Annotated in this window: 8 protein-coding genes; 2 read left to right on the top strand and 6 right to left on the bottom strand. The window is 37.1% G+C overall.

Annotated elements, in window-relative coordinates:
* Nucleotides 1-90 precede the first annotated feature (90 nt).
* The 6 genes from R3X28_RS09390 to R3X28_RS09365 all read right to left on the bottom strand — a co-directional run bounded on the left by R3X28_RS09390 (nt 91) and on the right by R3X28_RS09365 (nt 17048).
* Nucleotides 91-1524 (bottom strand): L-fucose/L-arabinose isomerase family protein, encoded by a 1434-nt coding sequence (locus tag R3X28_RS09390; protein ID WP_154367014.1) that lies wholly within the window; start codon nt 1522-1524, stop codon nt 91-93.
* Between the two features lie 16 nt (nt 1525-1540).
* Nucleotides 1541-5068 carry a glycosyl hydrolase gene (locus tag R3X28_RS09385; protein WP_317664068.1) on the bottom strand — a complete coding sequence of 1176 codons (3528 nt, stop codon included), beginning with the start codon at nt 5066-5068 and terminating at the stop codon, nt 1541-1543.
* 14 nt (nt 5069-5082) lie between these two features.
* Nucleotides 5083-8364: a glycosyl hydrolase gene (locus tag R3X28_RS09380; protein ID WP_317664067.1), complete on the bottom strand. Its 3282-nt coding sequence runs from the start codon at nt 8362-8364 to the stop codon at nt 5083-5085.
* A gap of 12 nt (nt 8365-8376) precedes the next feature.
* Nucleotides 8377-11259 (bottom strand): glycosyl hydrolase, encoded by a 2883-nt coding sequence (locus tag R3X28_RS09375; RefSeq protein ID WP_154367018.1) that lies wholly within the window; start codon nt 11257-11259, stop codon nt 8377-8379.
* A 121-nt stretch (nt 11260-11380) separates the two neighbouring features.
* Nucleotides 11381-13711: a hypothetical protein gene (locus R3X28_RS09370; RefSeq protein WP_282055888.1), complete on the bottom strand. Its 2331-nt coding sequence runs from the start codon at nt 13709-13711 to the stop codon at nt 11381-11383.
* A gap of 40 nt (nt 13712-13751) precedes the next feature.
* Nucleotides 13752-17048 carry a family 78 glycoside hydrolase catalytic domain gene (locus R3X28_RS09365; RefSeq protein WP_317664066.1) on the bottom strand — a complete coding sequence of 1099 codons (3297 nt, stop codon included), beginning with the start codon at nt 17046-17048 and terminating at the stop codon, nt 13752-13754.
* A 210-nt stretch (nt 17049-17258) separates the two neighbouring features.
* Between R3X28_RS09365 and R3X28_RS09360 the strand changes: the two genes are divergently transcribed.
* On the top strand, nt 17259-18143 hold the full coding sequence (locus tag R3X28_RS09360) for an AraC family transcriptional regulator (RefSeq protein ID WP_154367024.1): 885 nt from the start codon (nt 17259-17261) through the stop codon (nt 18141-18143).
* A 346-nt stretch (nt 18144-18489) separates the two neighbouring features.
* On the top strand, nt 18490-21417 hold the full coding sequence (locus R3X28_RS09355; RefSeq protein ID WP_317664065.1) for a glycoside hydrolase family 2 protein: 2928 nt from the start codon (nt 18490-18492) through the stop codon (nt 21415-21417).
* Nucleotides 21418-21467: the final 50 nt, after the last annotated feature.

Genomic DNA, 21467 nt, shown 5'->3' with positions numbered 1-21467 from the left:
TAAAATATAAAATCAATTAACTAGAATCAAAAGTAGGTCGGATTTACCCTTTCCGTATCCTGATGTATCATGATTCCAAAAAATATTCAACTAACAAATACGGACGACCCTTAAATTTAACAACTTCCCTAACTTCTCAATTTTGTTGGCAATATACCCAACACCTATAGCACAATGGTGAGATGGCCCTTGTTTAGACCATTCGTTCATAAAAGCTCTTGCCCCAATTGAGAACCGGTAACGGCTATTTGTATTGCCTATATGCAGTACAGGACCTGACTCAGATTTGCCTTCTGCGACCAGTAAAAACACATCATCTTTACCTTCTACTACCGATAACAATGTTACAGGGCCATGCTTTACGGTCATTTGAATGGATAAACCTTTTCCTGGTTTACCGTGATATACAGGTAATGGTACCAATTGTACATTACCCTCTGCAATGGCAAAATGTGCCGGGCCATCGTGCCCAAGAATAACAATATCATCGTTAAAATCCATTGCATAAAACTCCGAGAATGATCCGCCAACACCAAAGGCATCCATGATTTTCATCGCCTGGGCATTTTTTACTTCATATTCTCCAGCAACAGGAATATTTCTTCCCGTGAGCAATGTGTTTCCCGCAATAACAGAGGTAACAATGTTTTCATACTCATTTGCTGTTTCGCCTTCATAATAGTATGCCATAGAACCTAGATTGTGCTTTTCAACCAATTTATCTAGGGCAATTGATGTTTTTGCTGCACGTACCAATTCAGATTTCTCACAATTATCAACGACTTCAAAGGTACTTTGGAACTCTTTTATTTTTTCTTCTACCTCTTTATTAGAAACTGCATCACGATATTTTTTTACTTCACACATTTCTAAAATTTCAAAATGCGTTCCAAAAGCAGCCGATTGTTTTGTTAAATCGGAATACACATCAAGCATCCCACAATAATAATGTCCTAAAACCCCTAAACGATTGTTTTGCATTACTGAAGCTACTCTTGCCGCATCTATCCAATCTTGGATCTCATCCCATACCGTTTGTTCATCTAAATAGCCTGTAACAAATTCATATTCAATTCCAGAACGATTGAATACATTGGCCAGTTCTGGCACTGAACAGGCTTGACAATGTGCCAACCATTCCCCGGTCATTTTTCCTCGATCTCCTAACTTATTGAAACGTTCATAATCAATTGCCGCTACAGGTTGAATATTTAAAATAATTATTGGGCATTTTAATTGTTGAACCACAGGTAATACGGTTGAAGACAAGGCATAAGTAGAAACATATAAAAACAAAATATCAACATTTTCTGTTTTTAAAATTTGAGCATTTTCTCTTGCCTTTACTGGAGAATCTACCAGGCCTACATTAATCACTTCGGCTCCGAAACTCTCTATCTTTTCTGCGACTTGTTTTTGATAGCCTTCCAGACGCTCCAACAAACCTTCAAATTGTGGCCAATAAGTCTCTAGTCCTATTCCGAAGAGACCAACTTTTATGTTTATACTTTTTATTGTTTTCATATCTCTTTTAATGATACTATTTTAACACTTTTACCTTATAAACCACAATTTTTACCGGTCCCAATAAACCCGATGACAGTAATCCTGAATCTTTATGCCAATGCTTAAAAGCGGCAAAAGTGATACGTTCTGTTGGTCGTTTGGTATTATTTAACAACCACTTGGGCCATTCGTTTACAAGCAGACCCTTATGCGTGTAATCGGCATCTAACTGTTCGTCTCCAATAAGTCTATTGGGCCAAAGGTTGGTTATTTTAACCTCCAAGGTATTTGTACCTTTTACTATAGCATCATCAATATTAATTCTAAATGGAGTTTTCCATAAAACCCCAAGGTTTTTACCGTTTACATACACTTCGGCTATTTCCTTTACATCTCCTAAATCTAACTGCAATGTGTTGCCAGATTTAAGGAGTTTAGCAGGAACATTAAATTGTTTTCTATATGTAGCAGTGCCCGAGAAATAGCGAATATCTTCTTTTAATATGTTAGACCATGATATCAATTCATTGAAAGTTGTATCGACCGAAGGTTTATTTATTAAGGGGAAGTTTACCTCCCAATCTCCAGTCAACTCCATAGGTTCAGGAACAGATTCCACCTTTAGTGATTTGGTTTTTCCCTCAGAAGAACTATATGTAATTTCACCAGCATAAGGGGTTACCCAGTTTAATTTAGCATTATTATATTCCAATTTTGGTTCTATGGGATCTTGCGTTAATCTTAAAATGCCTCCGTTGGAAACTGTAGTTATTTTCTCTTCACCGCTACTTGTGAAAATAACTCGCAAGGCATTCTTGATATTGTTGTTGTTGTTGTTTTCCTTAAAAAAAACATCATTTACAGGAATTTCATATATTCCAGAATCCACTATTGATCTTAGTTTATCCGTCACATTAAAAGCAGGTTTATTAGGTGGAATACCAGCTATTCCTCTTTCAAATTTCCCAAATACGGCTTTCAAGATTTCAAGCTCCCCGCTATTAGTAGCATCAATTTTCAGCCATTCTTTTTCCATAGCATTTTTTTCGAATATCTCATCCCCAATTTTGTATTGAATACGCAACTCTTTTTTGTATCCTGGAGCCGGGTCGCCTTTAGATAATTCTCTGGTTGCTCCTATATGTAATTCATTATTTACAACTGCGTCTTTAATTACTTCTGTAACATCTACTAAACCATCAGGTAAAAATGCACCGTATTCTGCTTTTATAATTTTTAAGTTTGAGAGCGGCTTTACAATTGACTTTTTTAGCAGCATAGTTTCACTAACAATGTGGTTATTCATAGTTACAGGATACCTAAAAACCACAAATATGGAACCCTCTGGTTCAAAAGGAATGGATACTGTTGTTGTACCATCTCCATTGTTTTGCCATACAGGAGCATTTGTTATTTCTCCTGTTTCAGCATTCCAAAGCTCGGGCTGTTTTCCCGCTACTCTAAAGCGGCACGCTAATTCTCGATTTTCTTTTCTTGAGTTAACCACGAAATAGATATCAGTATCTTTTGTTTTACGGTGTATATAATCAACGGATTCACTACTTCCTTCTTTAATTGAAAAATCAGGTGGAAGTACTCCATTTTTTAAGAAATCAAGAATAGACCCTTCTTTAATCAAATTCCCGTCCCATAATTCTTTTGAAAGTCGTACCACGCTTTTATCACACTCAGGATACTTTGTGAGACTCGGTGATTTTAGTGGTTTTGTTCCAAATACAAGTGCCCTTTCGTTCACCAGCTCTTTTATTTTTGTAAGTGTTTCTGGTGTCATCCAAGGGGTTTCGGGAAGTGCCAAAGCTTGGTATTTATCTCCCGTCGATGTGCAAATTAAACCTTCAGATACAGATAATGAGGTTATTTTATTGGAGCCTATTACATCGTAATCATATCCCAAGGCTTTGATTTCCGGCATCATTAAGGCGTCATTAGGTGATGCTTCGCCCGTAAAGACTAAAACATCAGCAACAGATTTGCCTTGCTGTAATAAAAACTGACCTCTACTAATATAATCAACAAAAGGTTTGCCTTGGTTCCACCAAGTGTTTAACCTATTAAAATCGGTCCCAAAAGCTTGCAAGGTCAATCCTGGACCAATATCCCAAGGTTGATGTACATAACTATGAAAAACAAAACGATTAATACCTTGTACCCAGGCTAAATCTCCCATGGCTTTAAGTGTACTTGGATGCTGATCCCAACCTCCCATGCCAGTAAAAGACTCTGCCTCAGCAATCGGGTTTCCATTTAATTTGGCAATAGAGGCCACAAATTTAGGCGAGTCAAAAAAGGCAAGGCTTCCGCTCCAGAACTCAGACACAACCATATCTGCGGTTTCTCCAACTTGCATATTATCAAACGGTCCCCAATAAGGCTCAATAGAAAGCAACATGTTGTTTTTATGACTGAGTTCAGCAAAGCGTCCGTAATAATTTTCAGCAATTAAATCCCCTATGGTACGACGGAAATCCCAGAGAAACCGCTCGGTTTCATTGCCACTCTCAACGTAATAACCTGCCAATGTTGGCAAATATGAACGACAATCATAAGAACGAAGTGTTTTGAATGCTTCAGCGAAATTGGAAGTCCAATTTGTAGTACCCACTTCATAACTATCAATATGACATCTTTTTACAGTCGTACCAATTAGCGTGTCTAACTTTTTTAGTATGGGCTTTATGCTACCATCCCAAAACACATCAACCGCTTGTTTATTCATTTTATCACATTCTAAACCACGACCACCATCACTTGGAAAACGATTCATTTCACCTGTTGGTGTATGTCCAATTCTTAAAATAACCCAATCTCCTGCAGGTGCATCCCATTCTAAAAAACCATCATTGTTCAACTTCGATGTTAAATCAATAATATCGCGTTTTTTAACTACTGCCAAATCAGAAATAGGTTTATCATCAGGGTTTAAATGACTACGAACTTTATGAGAAAGGGTTTTTATTTCTAATTCATCAATACGCACATTACTCTTGGGTTTTGGAAAAGCTAGTATAGCAATGTCCTTATAGAATCCCAATTTGGTTTCAGGTTGTTCTAACTTATCATTAAATTTTGTAGCACCCTGGTGTATCGTTTCTTTATAAACCAGTTCTTGCATAGCGTATTCTGGCGTAATTGAAGGCCCTCCAGATGACGACCAACCAGCCCCATTATGAAAACCCAGGTCGAGCTCCAAGCGTTGTGCTTCCAATCCAGCATAGTTAAAAAGTTCTAACCACTCTGGACTTAAATAAGGCGCCACACCTTCAGGATTTGCCAAACTCACATTAAAAAGAATAGCCCCTTGAATGCCTACATTTTTCATGGCTTCTAAATCGGCAGTTATACCCTTTTTTGTAACATTTCCGTTGATCCAAAACCAAATAGTTTGTGGTTTTGCTGATGCAGGTGGATTATGGAAATTTTGTTCTAATGACGAGTTTTGAGCCTGTAAGGTTGACACAAACAAACTAAGCATTAACACCACAAAAATGGTTTTGCCTGATAAGCTTATGATTTTGTTATTGAGCATTTGACTACGATTCATATTGTAAAATTATTTTATTTATTGTTTTTAGTTGATAGCCATACTTTACCGAAAATCCCAGAGGACATAATTCCGTTATTTGGCATTTTCTCAAGGGTGTTTGCTAGCACCCATGTATCTCTTTCGTCTTGAGGTTTTTTATTTTGCCATAACATTTGGTTCATCCAATTATTTGTAACATCAATTTCAAGTGTATTTGTACCTTGAACAACAGTGTTTTCAATAGAAATGCGATAAGGGGTTGTCCATAGTGTTCCTAATTCTTTCCCGTTGAGTCTGACGGTTGCTATAGTACCAATGTTTTCAAAGTTTAAAGCGATTGCCTTTTTTGATTCCTCCTCGGTTAATTCAAAAGAAGTGGTGTATGTTGCAGTTCCAGAGAAATATTTAATTTTTTCATCAGAAGAAGTAGTCCAGTCAAATAACGGCTGTTTTTCTAATGTAAAATCGGTTTCTAACCATTCATTTTTAAATTGAATATCCCATAATGCACTTAATTGTTTCAATGGTTTTTCGGCTTCGAAATTTTGTGCTACGGATAGATTTTTCTTTATTCCATGGCCTTGCTCTCTAAAAACAATAAAGTAGCTATCATTCACATTAAAACTTAAAGGAACAATAGTACGTTCTTCTTCATTACTATACATGGGTAATTTTCGAGATGTAGCATCAAGCGCAGACCAGAGTTCTGGACTTTTACCAGCAATTCTAAACGAAGCATCAAAAGTCACTTGGGTATCTCCTTGATTGGTTATAAAATAAATGTCTACACCATTTAGTTTTCGATGTACCCATTTTACATTTAATGAATCAGGGAATATCAAATCTTCATAGACTTGATGTTTGTTTAAAATCTCATTAATATTTCCGTTGGCATACACATTTCCTTTGCCAAATTTATGGTGGAAAAAGTCTTTAGCCTTTGGTTGTCTCTCTCCCCATAATTCCTTAACCAGTTGCTGTACCTCAATATCACAATTTGGATAATTTTGAAAACTAGGAGATTTTTCAGGTGGCAGACCAATTAAGGTAGCACCTTGTTCAACCAAATCTTTAAGCTTTCGCAACACTTCAGGGCGCATGGTATTCCAAGGAGGCAATACCAATGCGCCATAACTTGCGCCACTTTGCAAAACCAATCTACTGTTTTCTACTTTTGTCTGTTCTGTGATGATTTCAGCATTGATAAAATCATATTCATAACCAGCAGATAGATTTTGATCGACCCATCCTCTCATTTTAGGAGATTCCTCGCCAATATAAAAGCAAACATCGGCAACATGTTTACCTTGTTGCAACAGGAAATAATTTCTACGTTGATAAGTAATCCACTCTTTGCTTTGCGCAAACCAAGTGTTGTTTCGATTAAATTCCGTTCCAAACCAAGCATTCATACCAGGGAATTTGTCTTCATAAGGCTGATGAATATATACATGTAGAATACCTTGATTCACGCCTTGTGTATAACTCCAATCTCCTGATTTCTTTAACCTAACAGGGCTTACCGAAAAAGGGACTTCACGTGAAGTATAAGACTCTGCATAGACTCGGTTTTTACCATAAATATGACTCGCAGATGCGGCAAGTTTAGATTCGGGTCCTTGACGATGAATCCAGAATTCACCACCAATTTCATCGGCACGTCCACCATATTTTAGAAATTCAGAAGGAAAACCAAAATGCCCATAATTTTCAAGCCACATAGAAACACCATATTCTTCGCAAATATCTCTTAATCCGCCCACATATTCATCGGCAACCTTATCTGCTATTAACCGACGTATATCCCACAAAAAACGGTCCGATTCTTCGGCAGAATTGACTATGTTTCCCGTAAGTGTTGCCAACCAAGGTGTAGGGTCATAGCCATAGGTTTGTTCAAAGGATTCCTTCATATCATCTGTCCAGTTTTGTGGCCCCGTTTCATAACTATCTGCAATAACACGTTTTAGAGATTTGCGCTCTTCTGGTGTCATTGACTTAATCATTTTCCCCATATAAGCATCAAAGTGAGAACGCAATGCTTTTGTACTTAATTTATCTACTTCAAGGCCACGAGCATCAGGGGTTGCAGGTCGGTTAGTTTGCTCTGTAGGTGTCATGCCTATGCGCAATATTTTCCATTGCCCTGCAGGTGCATTATCCCATTTTAGCACCTTACCATCAAAATGTTCGGTTAAGTTTATAATTTTATCAGTGTTTAATACGTCTTGTTGCTCACTGTATTCCGGTGTTTTCCATTGAAACACATCCCATCCAGGAACCCCTCTATTGGCCATTTTATTGAGCCATTTTTCATTCCCATGTTCAATTTTATAATCTTCAGAAATATGTATTCCTGTCAATTCAAAATCAGCAGGCACTTTGTCCATTACAATTCTAAATTTTTGAGCTTCAATATGATTCAATGTCATAATCATATCTGCATCGGGTATAGGACCACGCCCAGGCAAACTAAAAGCACGATCAAAAAGCCTTTTCTTTACGGATTTGAATTTCCCATCTTCAAAGACTTGCACTTCAATATGCGATGTAAAGTGCATTTTTGTTGGGCTAACCGTTAGACTTCTTGCTGTGATAGGCCTATCAAATGAAACCTCTAAGATTAAAGGTTCTTGTCCATTATTACTGAAAGTGGTTACTGTGGATTTATTTTGATCTAGCAAGTTTTTCAATGCTGAAGCTTTACAGTTTAGAGCCTTGATTTTAGGTGTGGCCGATTGCTTTTGATGAATTGGGTACCCTAAAACCGATACGTCCTGAAAGAATTCTTTTGGCTTTTCTAGTGCTATCTCAATACTTTTATCGCCAGAAACAACGGTTTCAGAATACGTCAAGTAGCGCATAGCCTGTTCTTCTTTTACCCATGGGCCACCAGACTGACTCCACCCCGGTGAGTTGAAAAAACTAATATTCATCCCTAATCTCGTACCCTCACTTATCGCATGACGCATACAATCCCACCATTTATCGCTTAGTGAAGGCGTGTTCCCCATTGGTGTATCATAACTTAATCCATGTGGATTGGTTGAAGGAGGCATGTAAAATATATCCCCAATAAAAACCTCTCCGATACCAACGGCATTCATGGCTTCTAAATCTTTAGTAATGCCCTCTTTAGATATATGACCACTTAAAAAATACCAATATATTCCTGGTTTTGTTGAATCAGGTGGATTGATAAACTCCTCTTTTAAATTGGCATATTCTTGAGGCGTTATAGATGCTACTTCGTCTTTTTTACAAGAAGACATAGTCAAAACAAATAGCATTAGAATTGAAAAATATCGTTTCATAATCAAGATAAATTAATTAGTTTCTGTTGTTAAGATTTGTACGGGACCAATTAATCCAGAAGGCAAAAGCTGTGTTGCTTTAGTGAACTTCCTGATATTGGTTTTAGTAAATTGTTCTTCTTCTGGTAAAAAGGCATCGCCAATTAGTCGATTTGGCCAGAGGTTTACAACATCTATTTCTAAAGTGTTGCCTTTTGCTCTTACGTGCGATGTCATGTTTACGCGGTATGGTTTTGACCAAGTAATTCCTAAATCAATACCATTTAGTTTAACACGAGCCAACTCATGCACCTGTCCTAAATCTAGGTAAAGCTGTTGATTTTCATTTAAAGAAACCATGTTGAAAGTTTTACGATATGTGGCAGTACCAGAATAATACTTAATTCCTGAGTTTTCGTGTTTCGACCAATCTACTAAATTTGGAAAAACGATAGTTTCAGGCCCTCCCCAATTTTTATCAAAACTCAAATTCCACGCCCCTTCAATGTTTTGAACTGTTTTAAGTTGAGGCCAGTTTGAAGCCGAATTTTGTGTTGATATCGGTTCTTTAAAAACTACAAAATAAGAACTAGAGGGACCAAATTCCATAGGGATAATGGTTTGTCCATTTTCAACTTTAAAATTGGTCAAAAGACGTGTTTCTCCAGTAATAGGATTCCATAATTCTGGTTGTTTGTTAATCACTCTAAAACTACAAGATACTTTTTCAGTAGGTTGCCATTTACTGGCAACATAATAGATATCAGCGTCTTCTGTTTTTCGGTGGATAAAATCGATAACCCCAGTATCACTTAATCCAGTACATTCAAAATCTGGAAGAATGTTTTTATTTAGCAAGACTTCTCTTATGGTTTTATTCCAAACAAATTTCCCTTTGCCAATTTTATGTTCTCCCTTTTCGAGATTACCCCAAATGCGCTTAATCAAATTTTGATATTCAGTAACATCATCTAAATTACTCAACATCGAGGTTTCTATTTTACCAATAACTGTTGCTCCTTGTTCCACAAGTTTTACTATTTTCTTTAAGGCATTTAATGATACAGGCGTGTTTTCATCGATAACCAAAACTTTATAGGTCATGCCATCAGGAAGCGCTAATTTACCATTAGTAAAATGTAATCTGTTTAGCAATACTTCTTCATTACACTTGTCATAATCATAACCTGTACCTAAACTTTCGGGAGGATTTTTCATGCCGTCTTCCCATTCAAATGCATCAGCTCCTGAGCGTAAACCGTGCCCGTTATAAAATAGCACATCGGCAACAAACAAACCTTGTTGCAGCATGTAAGAGCAACGTGAAAGATAATTAACAAAAGGCATTGATTGATTCCACCATGTATTCGTTCTATCAAAATGAGTACCCGCACTGTGTGTCAAACCAGGAACATCAATAACAGAAGGACGATGTGTATACGTGTGAAAGCATATCCAATTAAGTCCGTCACAAAATGCCTGATCTGCAGCTGCTTTCATTTGAAAAGGAGAGACTTCCCAGTTCGGCCCCACAGACGTAAACGATTCTGCAAAAACTTTTTTAATGCCATAGGTATGTGCAGCCGTTGCGGCTTCTCGTACTAAAAATCGACCACTAGGTTTTTCTCTGTGAGGTGATGGCATCCAAAATTCTCCCATTGCCACATCGCATTTACTCACACATTTTTTTAAATCGGCTTGGTATTGATGAGGTCCTGTAGCTTCAGCATAAGATTCTAAATTATGTTTATGTGCAACTTCTTGTTGTCTACCATAATGTTTTTCAGAAATTAGATCGCTAATCGTTAGTTTAAAATCATTTAAGAAATGTTCTGTTGTTTCATCAGATTCAATATTAACTCCGATCAATGCCGGCATGTATTTTATAATATCATAACCACGACGATTTTTAAATTCTTTTGAAAAATGTTTCGTCCAGTTAGGATCACCTGCTTCCCAGCTATCGCATTCTACATATTTAAAAGCTTTTCTTTCTTCAAGACTCATTTCTTTTAGTAAAGTACCCACGGTTTTTTGCCAATGAATATCGAACGCTTCTTTACTTAAATGGTCGATGTAAAAAACACCACCTAAATTACGTCCGGTTGGGCGGTAACCGAAACGAATAACACGCCAATTTCCTTTAGGAGCATTCCATTTTAAATGACCTTTTTTATCAATCTTATCCGATAAGTTTATTATTTCGTTTATTGAAGGCGTTTTCTTTTCAGGTATAGCCAAAATTGCAATCTCATTGTAATAGGCATTTTGTGCGTCTTTTACCGTTTGATTTTCTCGTTGCCTTTTTGTTTGAACAGGAAGTTTAGGTTTTGGAAATTCCTGGTTAATCATATTTCCGCCTTCAATAAATAACTCGCCCCAAACCAGTTCTTGCTGACCATAATCGGGAGTTACCCATGGTGCAGCACATCCTGCAGGTCCAATAAAAACGCCAAAATCCAGTTCTAATCTTCCTGCTTCTAAAGATGCAAAACGAACCATGTCTCGCCAAGGTTTAGACCATGTTTCCATTTTATCATTGGGTTGCCTCAAGCTTCCGCCTTTGTATTCATCTGTAATTTCGTATCTGATTTCTGTAGTATCAATCACAGTTTTCTTTTTCCATTTATGTGGACCAAAAGGACCCACTCCGCCATCTAAAACCATACAACCAGACAAACCTTTGGCTTTCATTTCTTCTAAATCCTTTGTAATAGCTTCCTTGTTCGTAGGTGTTTGCAGCCACCACCACCAAACCTGTGGTCTTACTTCGTGTGGAGGGGTTTTAAAGTTTTCTTCGAGTGGTTGTTTTACTAAAATATCAGATGTTGATGTTACTTGGCAAGAAGAAAGAATTAGCATCAATCCACAATAAATACCCACGGCATATAAACCCAAATATGTTGTTTTCATCATAACTTAAACCAATTAGGTTATCCTAAAATAAAAAAGAGTCTGCTGCAAGAGCCATCCATGAATTTCTCCTGAACTTGAGTTACACATAAGTGTTTTAAGCCTAATTTGAATATGCTAATTACTAGTGAGTGATTTCTAAATCATCAAATAGGTTTTCATCATATGAACTAGCCAACATAACATACCCCGTGGTCTTTTGATGTGATACGTTTACCACAGAGACCGCATCAATAAATGCTTCTATTTCTTTATTTTGAAAAGTAAGTTTAAGGGTATGCCACTTATTACCATCAAAATCAGGGATAACACCTTCTTTTAGGACCTCCTTATCAAACATCAATTTCCAATTACCATTTTTTGCTACTTGAAAACGGTAGCCTTTTAAGTAACTTCCTTTAACATGTCCTCCTAGTTCTACATTACCGCCTTCAATAAATACATCGACACTACAGGTATAATTCTCCCAGTTTACATCACCCACTAGTGTGTTGGGTTTAATGTTTGAACGTCTATAAACTCGCATCCAATCATAACCCTGCTCTGTAATAATTTGTTTTAAACATTGCGAACCATCTTCTTTTAAAGCTATTTCAAAACTTCCTGTTTGATCTGAATGGTACTTAGGCAGGTCTCCCACTTTTCTGTCTTCATAGTCTTCCTTAAATGGAAAAGGAAACGGCTTCTCTTTTGGGATTTTATAAGTTCCTTTTTGCTGCCCGGATGTGGTAGTTAAAGAATATATGGATTGAGGGTCGAGTAAAATTCGAATCAATCTATCTTTTGGAATTATGCTTTCTATCTGTACAAACTGTTCTTTTTCGTTAGATTTCCAAACATGAACTGTACCTGTAGAAAGTCCTTCTCCAATTTTAATCTCAATTTCTTCTTGCTTTTCAGTGCAAATAATCATACTCCATTCAGGGCGCCCCTTTTCTTTTAAAGTTACGCAACTTCCTTTGTACGTTGTACTCTCAAAAAGACCACATGCACTGTTTAGGTACTGCCAATTGAGAGGCTCAGTAAACTGTGTAGTATGTGCAGTTGCCCAAATAGTTGGCCATACTTCATAGTAGCCACTCCATGGACTATTTGCCTTCATAGCCCCAGCTTTATCCCAAGTTACCGATTCATAAATGGAACCAATAGGTGCCCATATTAAAGTTTTAGTTATCCTATCACGAATATAAAATTTGTTGTAAATACGAGCCAAATTTAATGCCCCAGCACCTCCCCATTCTTTTCCTGTCCAACTCCAATCTTCACTTGCCCATAAAGGTTTACCACTTTTTTTGGCTTTTTCTGTTGTAGGGCGTCCGCGACCATCTACCATATTTTCATTAAACTCCCGCCCTGTAACATAGTGGTAACCTACCGCTTCCATAATGCTATCTAAAGATTTATCTTTTTCAAACTCATCAAAAATCTTCCAGTCTCCACTATTATCATCGGGACCTTGAATTTTTACATTTTCATACCCTCTAGCATCCAGTAAAGGACGAACATGGTTTATTAGCCATTCGGGATTTGTATAATTTTCATTCTCTGCAGCCGCCACCCAATCAATATCCATTCCCCATTGTTTTTTAGCTACATCAAGGAAAGAAACAAAATACTCTGCAGATTCTTCGGTGAAAATATCAGGTATTAAGTACCCTGGAAAACTCCATGGTAGATATTCCAAAATAACTTTTGGATTTCTATTACGTGCTTCTTTCATTAACCAAAATTCATAGCCCCTAGACACTGGATTTTTTAACTCTTCCCGTGTAATGGCATGTGATGGTTCCGAACCACAGGTTGAGTTCTCACCACCACCCATTTCTACTTTTAAATGCTGAAAACCAGCACCAAATTTGGGTTTAAACAAGATATCTAATATCTGACTTCTAACTGGGTCTTTGTAATCGTACAACAAATCGGTTGAAGCCCCTGCACTTACTCCACCAATACCTTCAAATATACGCCCATCATCATTTCCGTTTAACGTAATTTGAACAATGCCATTAGAATTAGGAAATACATTAGGTTGAAATGTGATTTCTGGGTTCTCTATGTTTCCCATTTCAAACCATGAAGGTTCACTATGCGATACACCTCGGTTGTTTCCCCAAACCGTAACTTTCCAATACACACGCTGACCCGATTTTAAGGGCTCTCCTGAATATTTGAAAGGGCCTGTTTTTGACGTACTTGTTGGCCCAGAATCCCATAGATCCGGGTGTTTTAGTTTTTCAATAGATGTAGCCATCATAATACGGTAGCCACCTTGTTTCTGGCTATTTTCGTCTCCGACATATGTCCAGCTAAAATGAGGTCTTGAATCGGTTATACCCACAGGGTTTACCTCTGAATTACACTTTAAATCTTTTACTTCTACAGCATAAATTAAAGAACTGAAAAGCAATGAGTATATTAGAATAATGCTAGCGTATTTCTTTGGCCATGTGTTCATATTTCTATTTTTTTATTTAACCCTTAATTTTAAATAACGATTAATCTATATTTATAGAATCCATTTGTTTATGGTAAATCTTAAATTCTGAAATTGCCGGATTACTCTTGGATTGATTTACCAAGAATCTGCATTTTGAAGCTGTAATCGTTTCAAAATCGTGACTATTATTGACCCCACAACTCTTACCTTCAGCTACATCATACCATTTGCCATTATCAAAGTATTGAATTTTATAGCTTGCAATATTCTCATTGAATTCATCTAACACAACTTGGTTAAACCTTTGAGGTTTTACCCACTCGACTTCCAGCCATTCGTTTTCAGTGTTATTTGCCTTCCAGTGGGTTTCATGGTTTTCATCATTTGCCCTAAATGCTTCAAAAACTGGAAGTTTTTCAGATTGAATCACCATAGATGATGCATTCATTCTTCCTATTAAAGCCAAATTAGCTGATTGATGTAAGGGTCTAGGATATGTGGTAATGGGAAGTTCGTTCACTATGAAATCATATACCCCAGATTCCACTTTGTAAATTACATAATTACCTACCGCATCACTTTTCTCTGAACCCATATAGCTTATGCCGTCCACGTCTTCAGTAGCTGAACCACTTTCGATGACAGCTTTATTAGTAGTAGCTGGAATATATACTTTAGCCGATGTGTTTACAGGAATTTCAATATGAAACGTGGCTCCATCATCTTTCTTAGTCCAATTTACTACCACATTTCCATACATAGATTTATATTCCGTATTGGCGAAAGTTAAATCACCTACCGTAGCAGGTTTTATAACCATGTTTTGCATGCCTAGGCCTTCAGGATTTGGTCTTATACCACCAAACCCTTTTATAAAGTAACCACCAATTCCTGTATAGCAAGTATGAATTTGACTTACACCCACTGCAGACCAACGTTCTGGCCATACTGTTTTCCCCTGTTCAATAAAATAACCATAACTTGGGTGGTGTTTATCTTGCAGGAGTTCGTAAATTAAATCCATACGCTCACCCGATTCAATAAAATATCGTGTGTACAAGGCTTGACCAGAACTGCCCGTATCGTAATAAGGAAATTTATAAAGTACATCATCTACCAAATTATCATATACTTTTTGTTTTTCGGATTTTGGTGTTACACCGGCTAAAAGGGCAAAAGCTTGGTCAACCTGTTGTCCGTTTACATACTTTCCAGTTTCATTATTATAGGATAAATTATGTGTGGCTTTTCGTTGTATGTTTAATCTATCGGAAAATAATTTTATATCATCTGCTTTTCCAAGGGCTGTAGCTATCTTGACAGCATTATCTAACATATAGGCGTACGTACAATTGTTGAAATGCAGTGCTTCGGGTGAATTAAAACTCGACCAGAAATTGCCTCTTGGGGTACACCAATCTCCTAATCCTGGGAACGCTCTTTTACCCCGATCCCCTGCAATTAACCCCCCTCCAGTTTCATAATTAGAGTTTTCATACATCCATTCCATCCATTTTTGCATAGAAGCATAATTATCTTGAAGCACTTTTTTGTCGCCTAACACTTTATAAGTTTCCCAAACGGTTAAAGGGCTATTCGCTTTCCACATTAAAAATGGTCTGTCGTTTTCGTTTACAATAGCACGTATCTGTCCGTCTGGAAGTTGGGCGTCGCGAGTATATTGTAGATATTGGTCCATATAAGCACCGCTTTCAAAATTTGGCAAGGCATCGCCATACATAGCCGCAACGGTAACTTCACCCCAACCACGTCTTTCACGATGTGGACAATCGACCAAAATGCCGTCCATAGTATTCGCTATATAGGTATCTAAATTTATTTTATAGATTTGATTAAGTAGTTGGCTAGAAGATTCGAATTTGCTAATAATATTGCGGTTGTTGGTTACAACATAACCCTTAATGTCTTTAATTTGAGGTTTGTAACTTAAATTGTAAACTGTAATCCATCGACCACCGGCCACATTAAACCTGTTGGCAAACGTTCCTTTTCCAGAATTACCGTAGATGTATTTACTCTTTTGGTTCCAATTGGAACGTACTTCTTCTCTATCACTAATATCAAACAAAATAGAATCACCTTCTACACCATTATAAAGGTTCATTTCAAAAAAACCAGTATAATTTTCTCCCATATCGATACGGTATGAGCCATCTTCATTCTCTTTGATTTTAATAGGGGTTAGTTCCCTGTATTTTACTTGTGGCTCTACCATTTGGGCACTCAATTGTGCTGTTACTGGACTGTAAAGTCTATTTTTAAACTTTCCTTTTCCTATTATTTTATCCTCCATCACCTCATACATATCATTTATTTCTTCCATTTCCTCATTGAGTTTTTGGTGGTTATAAATGGTGGCATTACCCCAATGACTATCATCGTATCCCACGGTGTTCCAATCGTCTTCTTTTAATCTATCATCAATGGTTTCGCCTCCAAAAGCAAGAATGTCCCAATCACCGTAATAAGATGTATGGCTTTTTTTACATTTCCATGATTCGTCTGTTCCCATATCTATTTGACTATTTTCGGTTATGATATTTGCTTGTGCCTTAAATATAAAAGGCGGATTTCGGTATTCGATTATTCGATCCCAACGCGCCCAACCGGCAGCATGCCAAATAGCAATAACGTTATTCCCTTCGTCAAGAAAATCAGAAACATCATAGGTTAAATAGGGAATTCTTTTTTTCATATAAGATGATACCGGATTCATGACATTTTCGGTCACTTTCTTACCATTTACATAAAGTTCATGGTAACCGAAAGAACCCACGTAGACAAAGGCCGAATTAACCTTGTCATTTAGCGAAAAGGTTTTTCTATACCAATTATGGTCCGTTTTGTTTTGATTCTTTTTATGTATCCATTCCGCTTTCCAATCTTCGTTATTTAGCAGGCCCATTGAGAACTTTCCTGTATCACTCCAATCTGTTGCATTACCAAAGGCATCCCAAATTTTTACTTTCCAGAAATAATGTTGACCAGATTCTACAGCTTTACCCCCATAAATAACATTTACCGATTTATCGGATTCGACTTTCCCCGAATCCCACATATCACCAATATCGTTGTTCAAATTTTTTTGGGTACTCGCAACTAGAATTTGATAAGCGGTTTGCTTTTGCCCGCGTATATTATTGGCATCAATTAATTTCCAACTTAATCTGGGCTCCCTATTATCTATTCCTAAAGGGTTTGTGCGATACTCGCATTTCAAATCTGATGATATATCAATAGATGAAGAATCACAACTTGTTAAAAATATAATTAAAAAAGCCGTTGGAAACATACATAGTTTTAATAAACCGAGATAGCTTAATTGATGTTTCATAGTTCTAAGTAAAATGTATTTTTTGATTTTCTCATAGGTTTTTCTTTGACATAGACTCCAATGCTCTATGAATCCATATTCATGCCTATTCAGAGATAATTTTACCAAAAAGTATCATTATCTAAAATAGTTGGTATGAATATTATAAAATTCGAGAATCAATTTCAGAATCCCAATTGATAAACTGATATATTTGTTGTACAAAATGACATGAAAAATAAGTACAGAAAATATCTGATGGTCTTTGATCAAGACAAAAAATGGGGGTTCTATATAAATAATTTGGGACGAACTGTTGTTGAAAGGAATACGGACTATCCTTCTAATGATCATCCGGACAATTACGTTTTTACATGGGACAAAGGGCGTGTTCTAAACGAATTTCACTTGGTTCTGATAACTAACGGAGAAGGTATTTTTGAAAGTAAGGAAGTAGGGAAAACAAAAATTTCCGATGGCGATCTGTTTTTGCTTTTTCCGGGGGTATGGCATCGGTATAAGCCTTTAAGAAAAACCGGTTGGACAGAGCGCTGGGTAGGATTCTCCGGTTACGTCGCAGAGCAATTTTTCAGTAATGGTTTTTTTCGCCCGAATGAGCCCATAATCCCAAAATGTAATAGAAGTAATGTTTTAAATTATTTCAACAAGCTTTTTAAACTGTTTGATGAAGAACCATTTGGTTATCAACGCATTGCATCGGGAGTTTGCCTTCAGCTCATGGCCGAACTACATAATATAAAAAATAGAGGCAATGATATTGAAAACCTGGACTCTATGGTATCTCAGGCCAAACGGATAATGTATGGGAATATTAACACATCTATTGATTTAACACAAATAGCATTGAAATTAGGTGTTAGCTATTCTAAATTCAGATCGGATTTTAAAACCCAGACGGGGGCATCTCCAAAACAATATTATTTATTGCTAAAGATCGAGAAATCTAAAGAACTTCTTTTAAATACCCAAAAGACCCAAAAAGAAATTGCAGATGAACTTGGCTTTGAATCCGATTTTTATTTCAATAGGTTGTTTAAACGTAAAACAGGTTTGCCCCCTGGAAAATATAGATCGCTTGCCAAAAGTGGCCTCTAAATTTCAGGAACAATACCTAAAAGATTCATGCTTGTAGATTTACAGGTTTAATTACGTCTCGATTTTTTCGGGGATTTGACCATTTTCAAGGAATGGTAAGTTTGCATTGATTACTACATTACCTTGTTCAGGATACCCCAGTACAGTTTTTGTTTTTTTAGTCACTAATTTAGTTTACAGTTTATTCGGTATAATTAAAAGGGTCTTATCTGTTTATAACCCTGTACTATTCATATATAATATAGTTCGGGTTTTAATTGTTATTGATCTTTTGTCAAAAAATTAAATGTACAAAATGTTTCAACCTAAATTTAAAAATGTATTATTTCTAATATTTTTACTCCTTATGGGGTCAATTTCCTGTGAAGAACAAATAAAAGTAAGTGATGAAACGTCTTTAGGAAATAGGATTAAATATAATTTTAATCCAGACTGGAAATTCATAAAAGACAACCCTCAAAGTGCGGAAGATCCAAATTTTGATGATGCTTCATGGAACACGGTTAGTTGTCCACATACGTTTAACGATATAGATACCTTTGATGATCTAAGCCATGGTCACCATAATGGTGAGGACAACCAATGGAGGGGTACTGTTTGGTATCGAAAACACTTTGAATTGCCAGCTACGGATAAGGGTAAGAAAGTATATATTGAATTTGAGTCCGTTCGACAAATAGCCGATGTTTATATCAATGGTAACTATTTAGGTCAAAATCAAACGGGTTTCATCCCTTTTGGATATGACCTTACCCCTTATCTGAAATTTGGTTCAGAGAATATTGTTGCGGTAAAAGTAAATAATGATCGAGGGAATCATTTTAGGAATAATTTCCCGTTGGTGTGGAATCATGAACATTGGCACCCAACCCATGGTGGAATTTATAGAAACGTATTTCTACATGTTATGGACCCACTTCATATTACCTTACCGCTATATGATAATCTGGAAACTGTAGGTACTTATGTATATGCAGAAAATATTAGTGATACGAATGCCGATGTTACGGTTACGGCAGAAGTTCATAATGAATATAAAGAAATAAAGGATGTCGTTTTTGAAGCTAGAATTATTGATAACGAAAAGAAAATAGTAGCAACTTCAAATACGACACAAAAAATTGCAGTGGGGGAAAAGGTAACCTTTTCAACTACTACCTCCCTAAAAAATCCAAAGCGCTGGTATACACGAAATCCTTATATGTATACAGTGCAAACGGTGTTAAAGTTAGATGGTAAAACCATTGATTCCTATAACACCCCTTTAGGTATTAGAACTTTCGACTTTAATAAGGATAACGGGTTTTGGAACAATGGGGAATATACGAAATTACACGGTTGGGGGCAAAAGCCAACGAATTCATGGGCAGGATTGGGAGCAGCTTTGCCAGATTGGTTGCGCGATTATACGTTTAGGTTAATGGACGAAGCAGGAGGTAATTTTATACGCTGGGGGCATTGCGCAGGGTCCCCTGCAGAAATTTCCATGGGTGATAAATATGGTTTTGCAACCTTAATGCCTGGAGTCAGTGGAGAATCGCAAGATGAAGGTGAGACTTGGGATATTAGAATCAAGGCCTTTAAAGACATGATCATATATTATCGTAACCACCCATCAATATTCATATGGGAAGGTGGTAATTGGGCAGAAACAGAAGCCCATTATAAGCAGATACTAAACGTCATTGAAACTTATGATCCGAAAGGAAAGCGGCTAATGGGGAATAGACGTGCAGATGTAATGAATGATTCCGAAGGTTACGTGTCCATTGAAGTTGGTACAGAAGGGTGGGAGCGTGAATATGAAGATTTACCGATAGTTGAGAGCGAATATATGAGAGATGAATCACCAAGACGTATTTGGGACAAGTATTCACCCGATGATAATTTTTGGAGCCATCCTAACATAGATAAAAACACCTATAAATTAAGTTCAGAAGATTTTGCCGTTAGGGAAGTTGACCATTGGTGGAATAAAATGGGTAAAAAAGCATATCATGTTGGAGGCGCGAATTGGGTATTTTCCGATGGTCCACATGGAGGACGTTGCCCTACTGAAGTAACTAGGGCCAGTGGGGAAGTAGACGCTGTACGTCTTCCCAAAGAGGCCTTTTATGCGGTAAAGGCCATGTGGAGACCAGAACCCCAAGTGCACATTATTGGGCATTGGAATTATGAAAAGAATACCCAAAAAGATATCTATGTAATTTCTAATTGTGCTGCTGTAAAACTATATGTGAACGATAAATTGATAAGCACCGATAGTACACCAAAAAATGGATATGAATATAAGTTTTCCAATGTAGAATGGGAGATAGGGGAGATTAAGGCAGAAGGATATATCGATGATAAATTGTGTACTACCCAAACCAAAGTTACTGTTGGGGAACCTGTTGCCCTCAAGTTAACCCCGATCCTAGGCCCAAAAGGTTGGCAAGCAGATGGGTCAGATATAGCCCTGATCGATGTTGAAGTAGTCGATGAACAAGGTAGAAGGTGCCCTTTGGCAAAAGGACGTGTAGATTTTACGATTTCAGGTCCTGCTATATGGCGTGGAGGTTATAACAGTGGAAAGCCCAATTCAACTAATAACCTGTATTTGGATATCGAGGCAGGAATCAATCGTGTAGCCGTAAAATCACTTTTAGAGGCAGGTGAGGTAACCATTACAACCAATAAGTCGGGATTAGAACCGGCGAGTGTTACACTGAAATCGGAACCTTTGAATATTAGAGAAGGTTTGACCACCGAACTTCCTCAAGTGTATACAAATGTGTATAAAGAGGAAGCTGTGCCGGCACATATACCTCAAATGCCAGAATATGTCCCCGGTATAAAGAACCGAAGTAAATTGTTTAAGAAGTTCAGCTATACAGGAGATGGCAAAGCAGTGCTTAGAACAAACATGCATTGGGGTAAAAGGGCGTATACTGATATGGAACATAATTACACGGTAATTCCCAAATATTTGAACGGAGCGGAATATATTAGAACACCTAATTCGGATAAGCGATATTGGGCACGGGATCAACTGCAATTCGTAGCAGGAATCGATATGCACATTTATGTATTACACGATGATACGGTACCTGTACCAGCATTTTTATTAAAAGACTATAAGGACAATGGAGATAATATAAATGTAGGTAAGGTAACTATGTCTATTTTCCATAGGATTGCAAAAGCAGGGGAAAGTATTATAATGGCAGGAAACAGTGATGGTGACGCACCCAAAGATTGTAGAATGTATACCGTTATGGGAAAGGCGTTGTAATAGGTTAGGGAATAAGAAATAAAAAGGCGGTTTGAAATGTTTCAAACCGC

Origin of the sequence: Maribacter sp. TH_r10 (genome assembly GCF_033101095.1) — a bacterium.
Taxonomy (GTDB): domain Bacteria; phylum Bacteroidota; class Bacteroidia; order Flavobacteriales; family Flavobacteriaceae; genus Maribacter_A; species Maribacter_A luteus.
This window is presented reverse-complemented; position numbering and strand designations above follow the sequence as displayed.

Coding starts and splice junctions, on each gene's coding strand:
- R3X28_RS09355 (WP_317664065.1), top strand. CDS start 18,490: ATGGGGTCAATTTCCTGTGAAGAACAAATAAAAGTAAGTGATGAAACG.
- R3X28_RS09380 (WP_317664067.1), bottom strand. CDS start 8,364: ATGAAACGATATTTTTCAATTCTAATGCTATTTGTTTTGACTATGTCT.
- R3X28_RS09385 (WP_317664068.1), bottom strand. CDS start 5,068: ATGAATCGTAGTCAAATGCTCAATAACAAAATCATAAGCTTATCAGGC.
- R3X28_RS09375 (WP_154367018.1), bottom strand. CDS start 11,259: ATGATGAAAACAACATATTTGGGTTTATATGCCGTGGGTATTTATTGT.
- R3X28_RS09360 (WP_154367024.1), top strand. CDS start 17,259: ATGAAAAATAAGTACAGAAAATATCTGATGGTCTTTGATCAAGACAAA.
- R3X28_RS09390 (WP_154367014.1), bottom strand. CDS start 1,524: ATGAAAACAATAAAAAGTATAAACATAAAAGTTGGTCTCTTCGGAATA.
- R3X28_RS09370 (WP_282055888.1), bottom strand. CDS start 13,711: ATGAACACATGGCCAAAGAAATACGCTAGCATTATTCTAATATACTCA.
- R3X28_RS09365 (WP_317664066.1), bottom strand. CDS start 17,048: ATGAAACATCAATTAAGCTATCTCGGTTTATTAAAACTATGTATGTTT.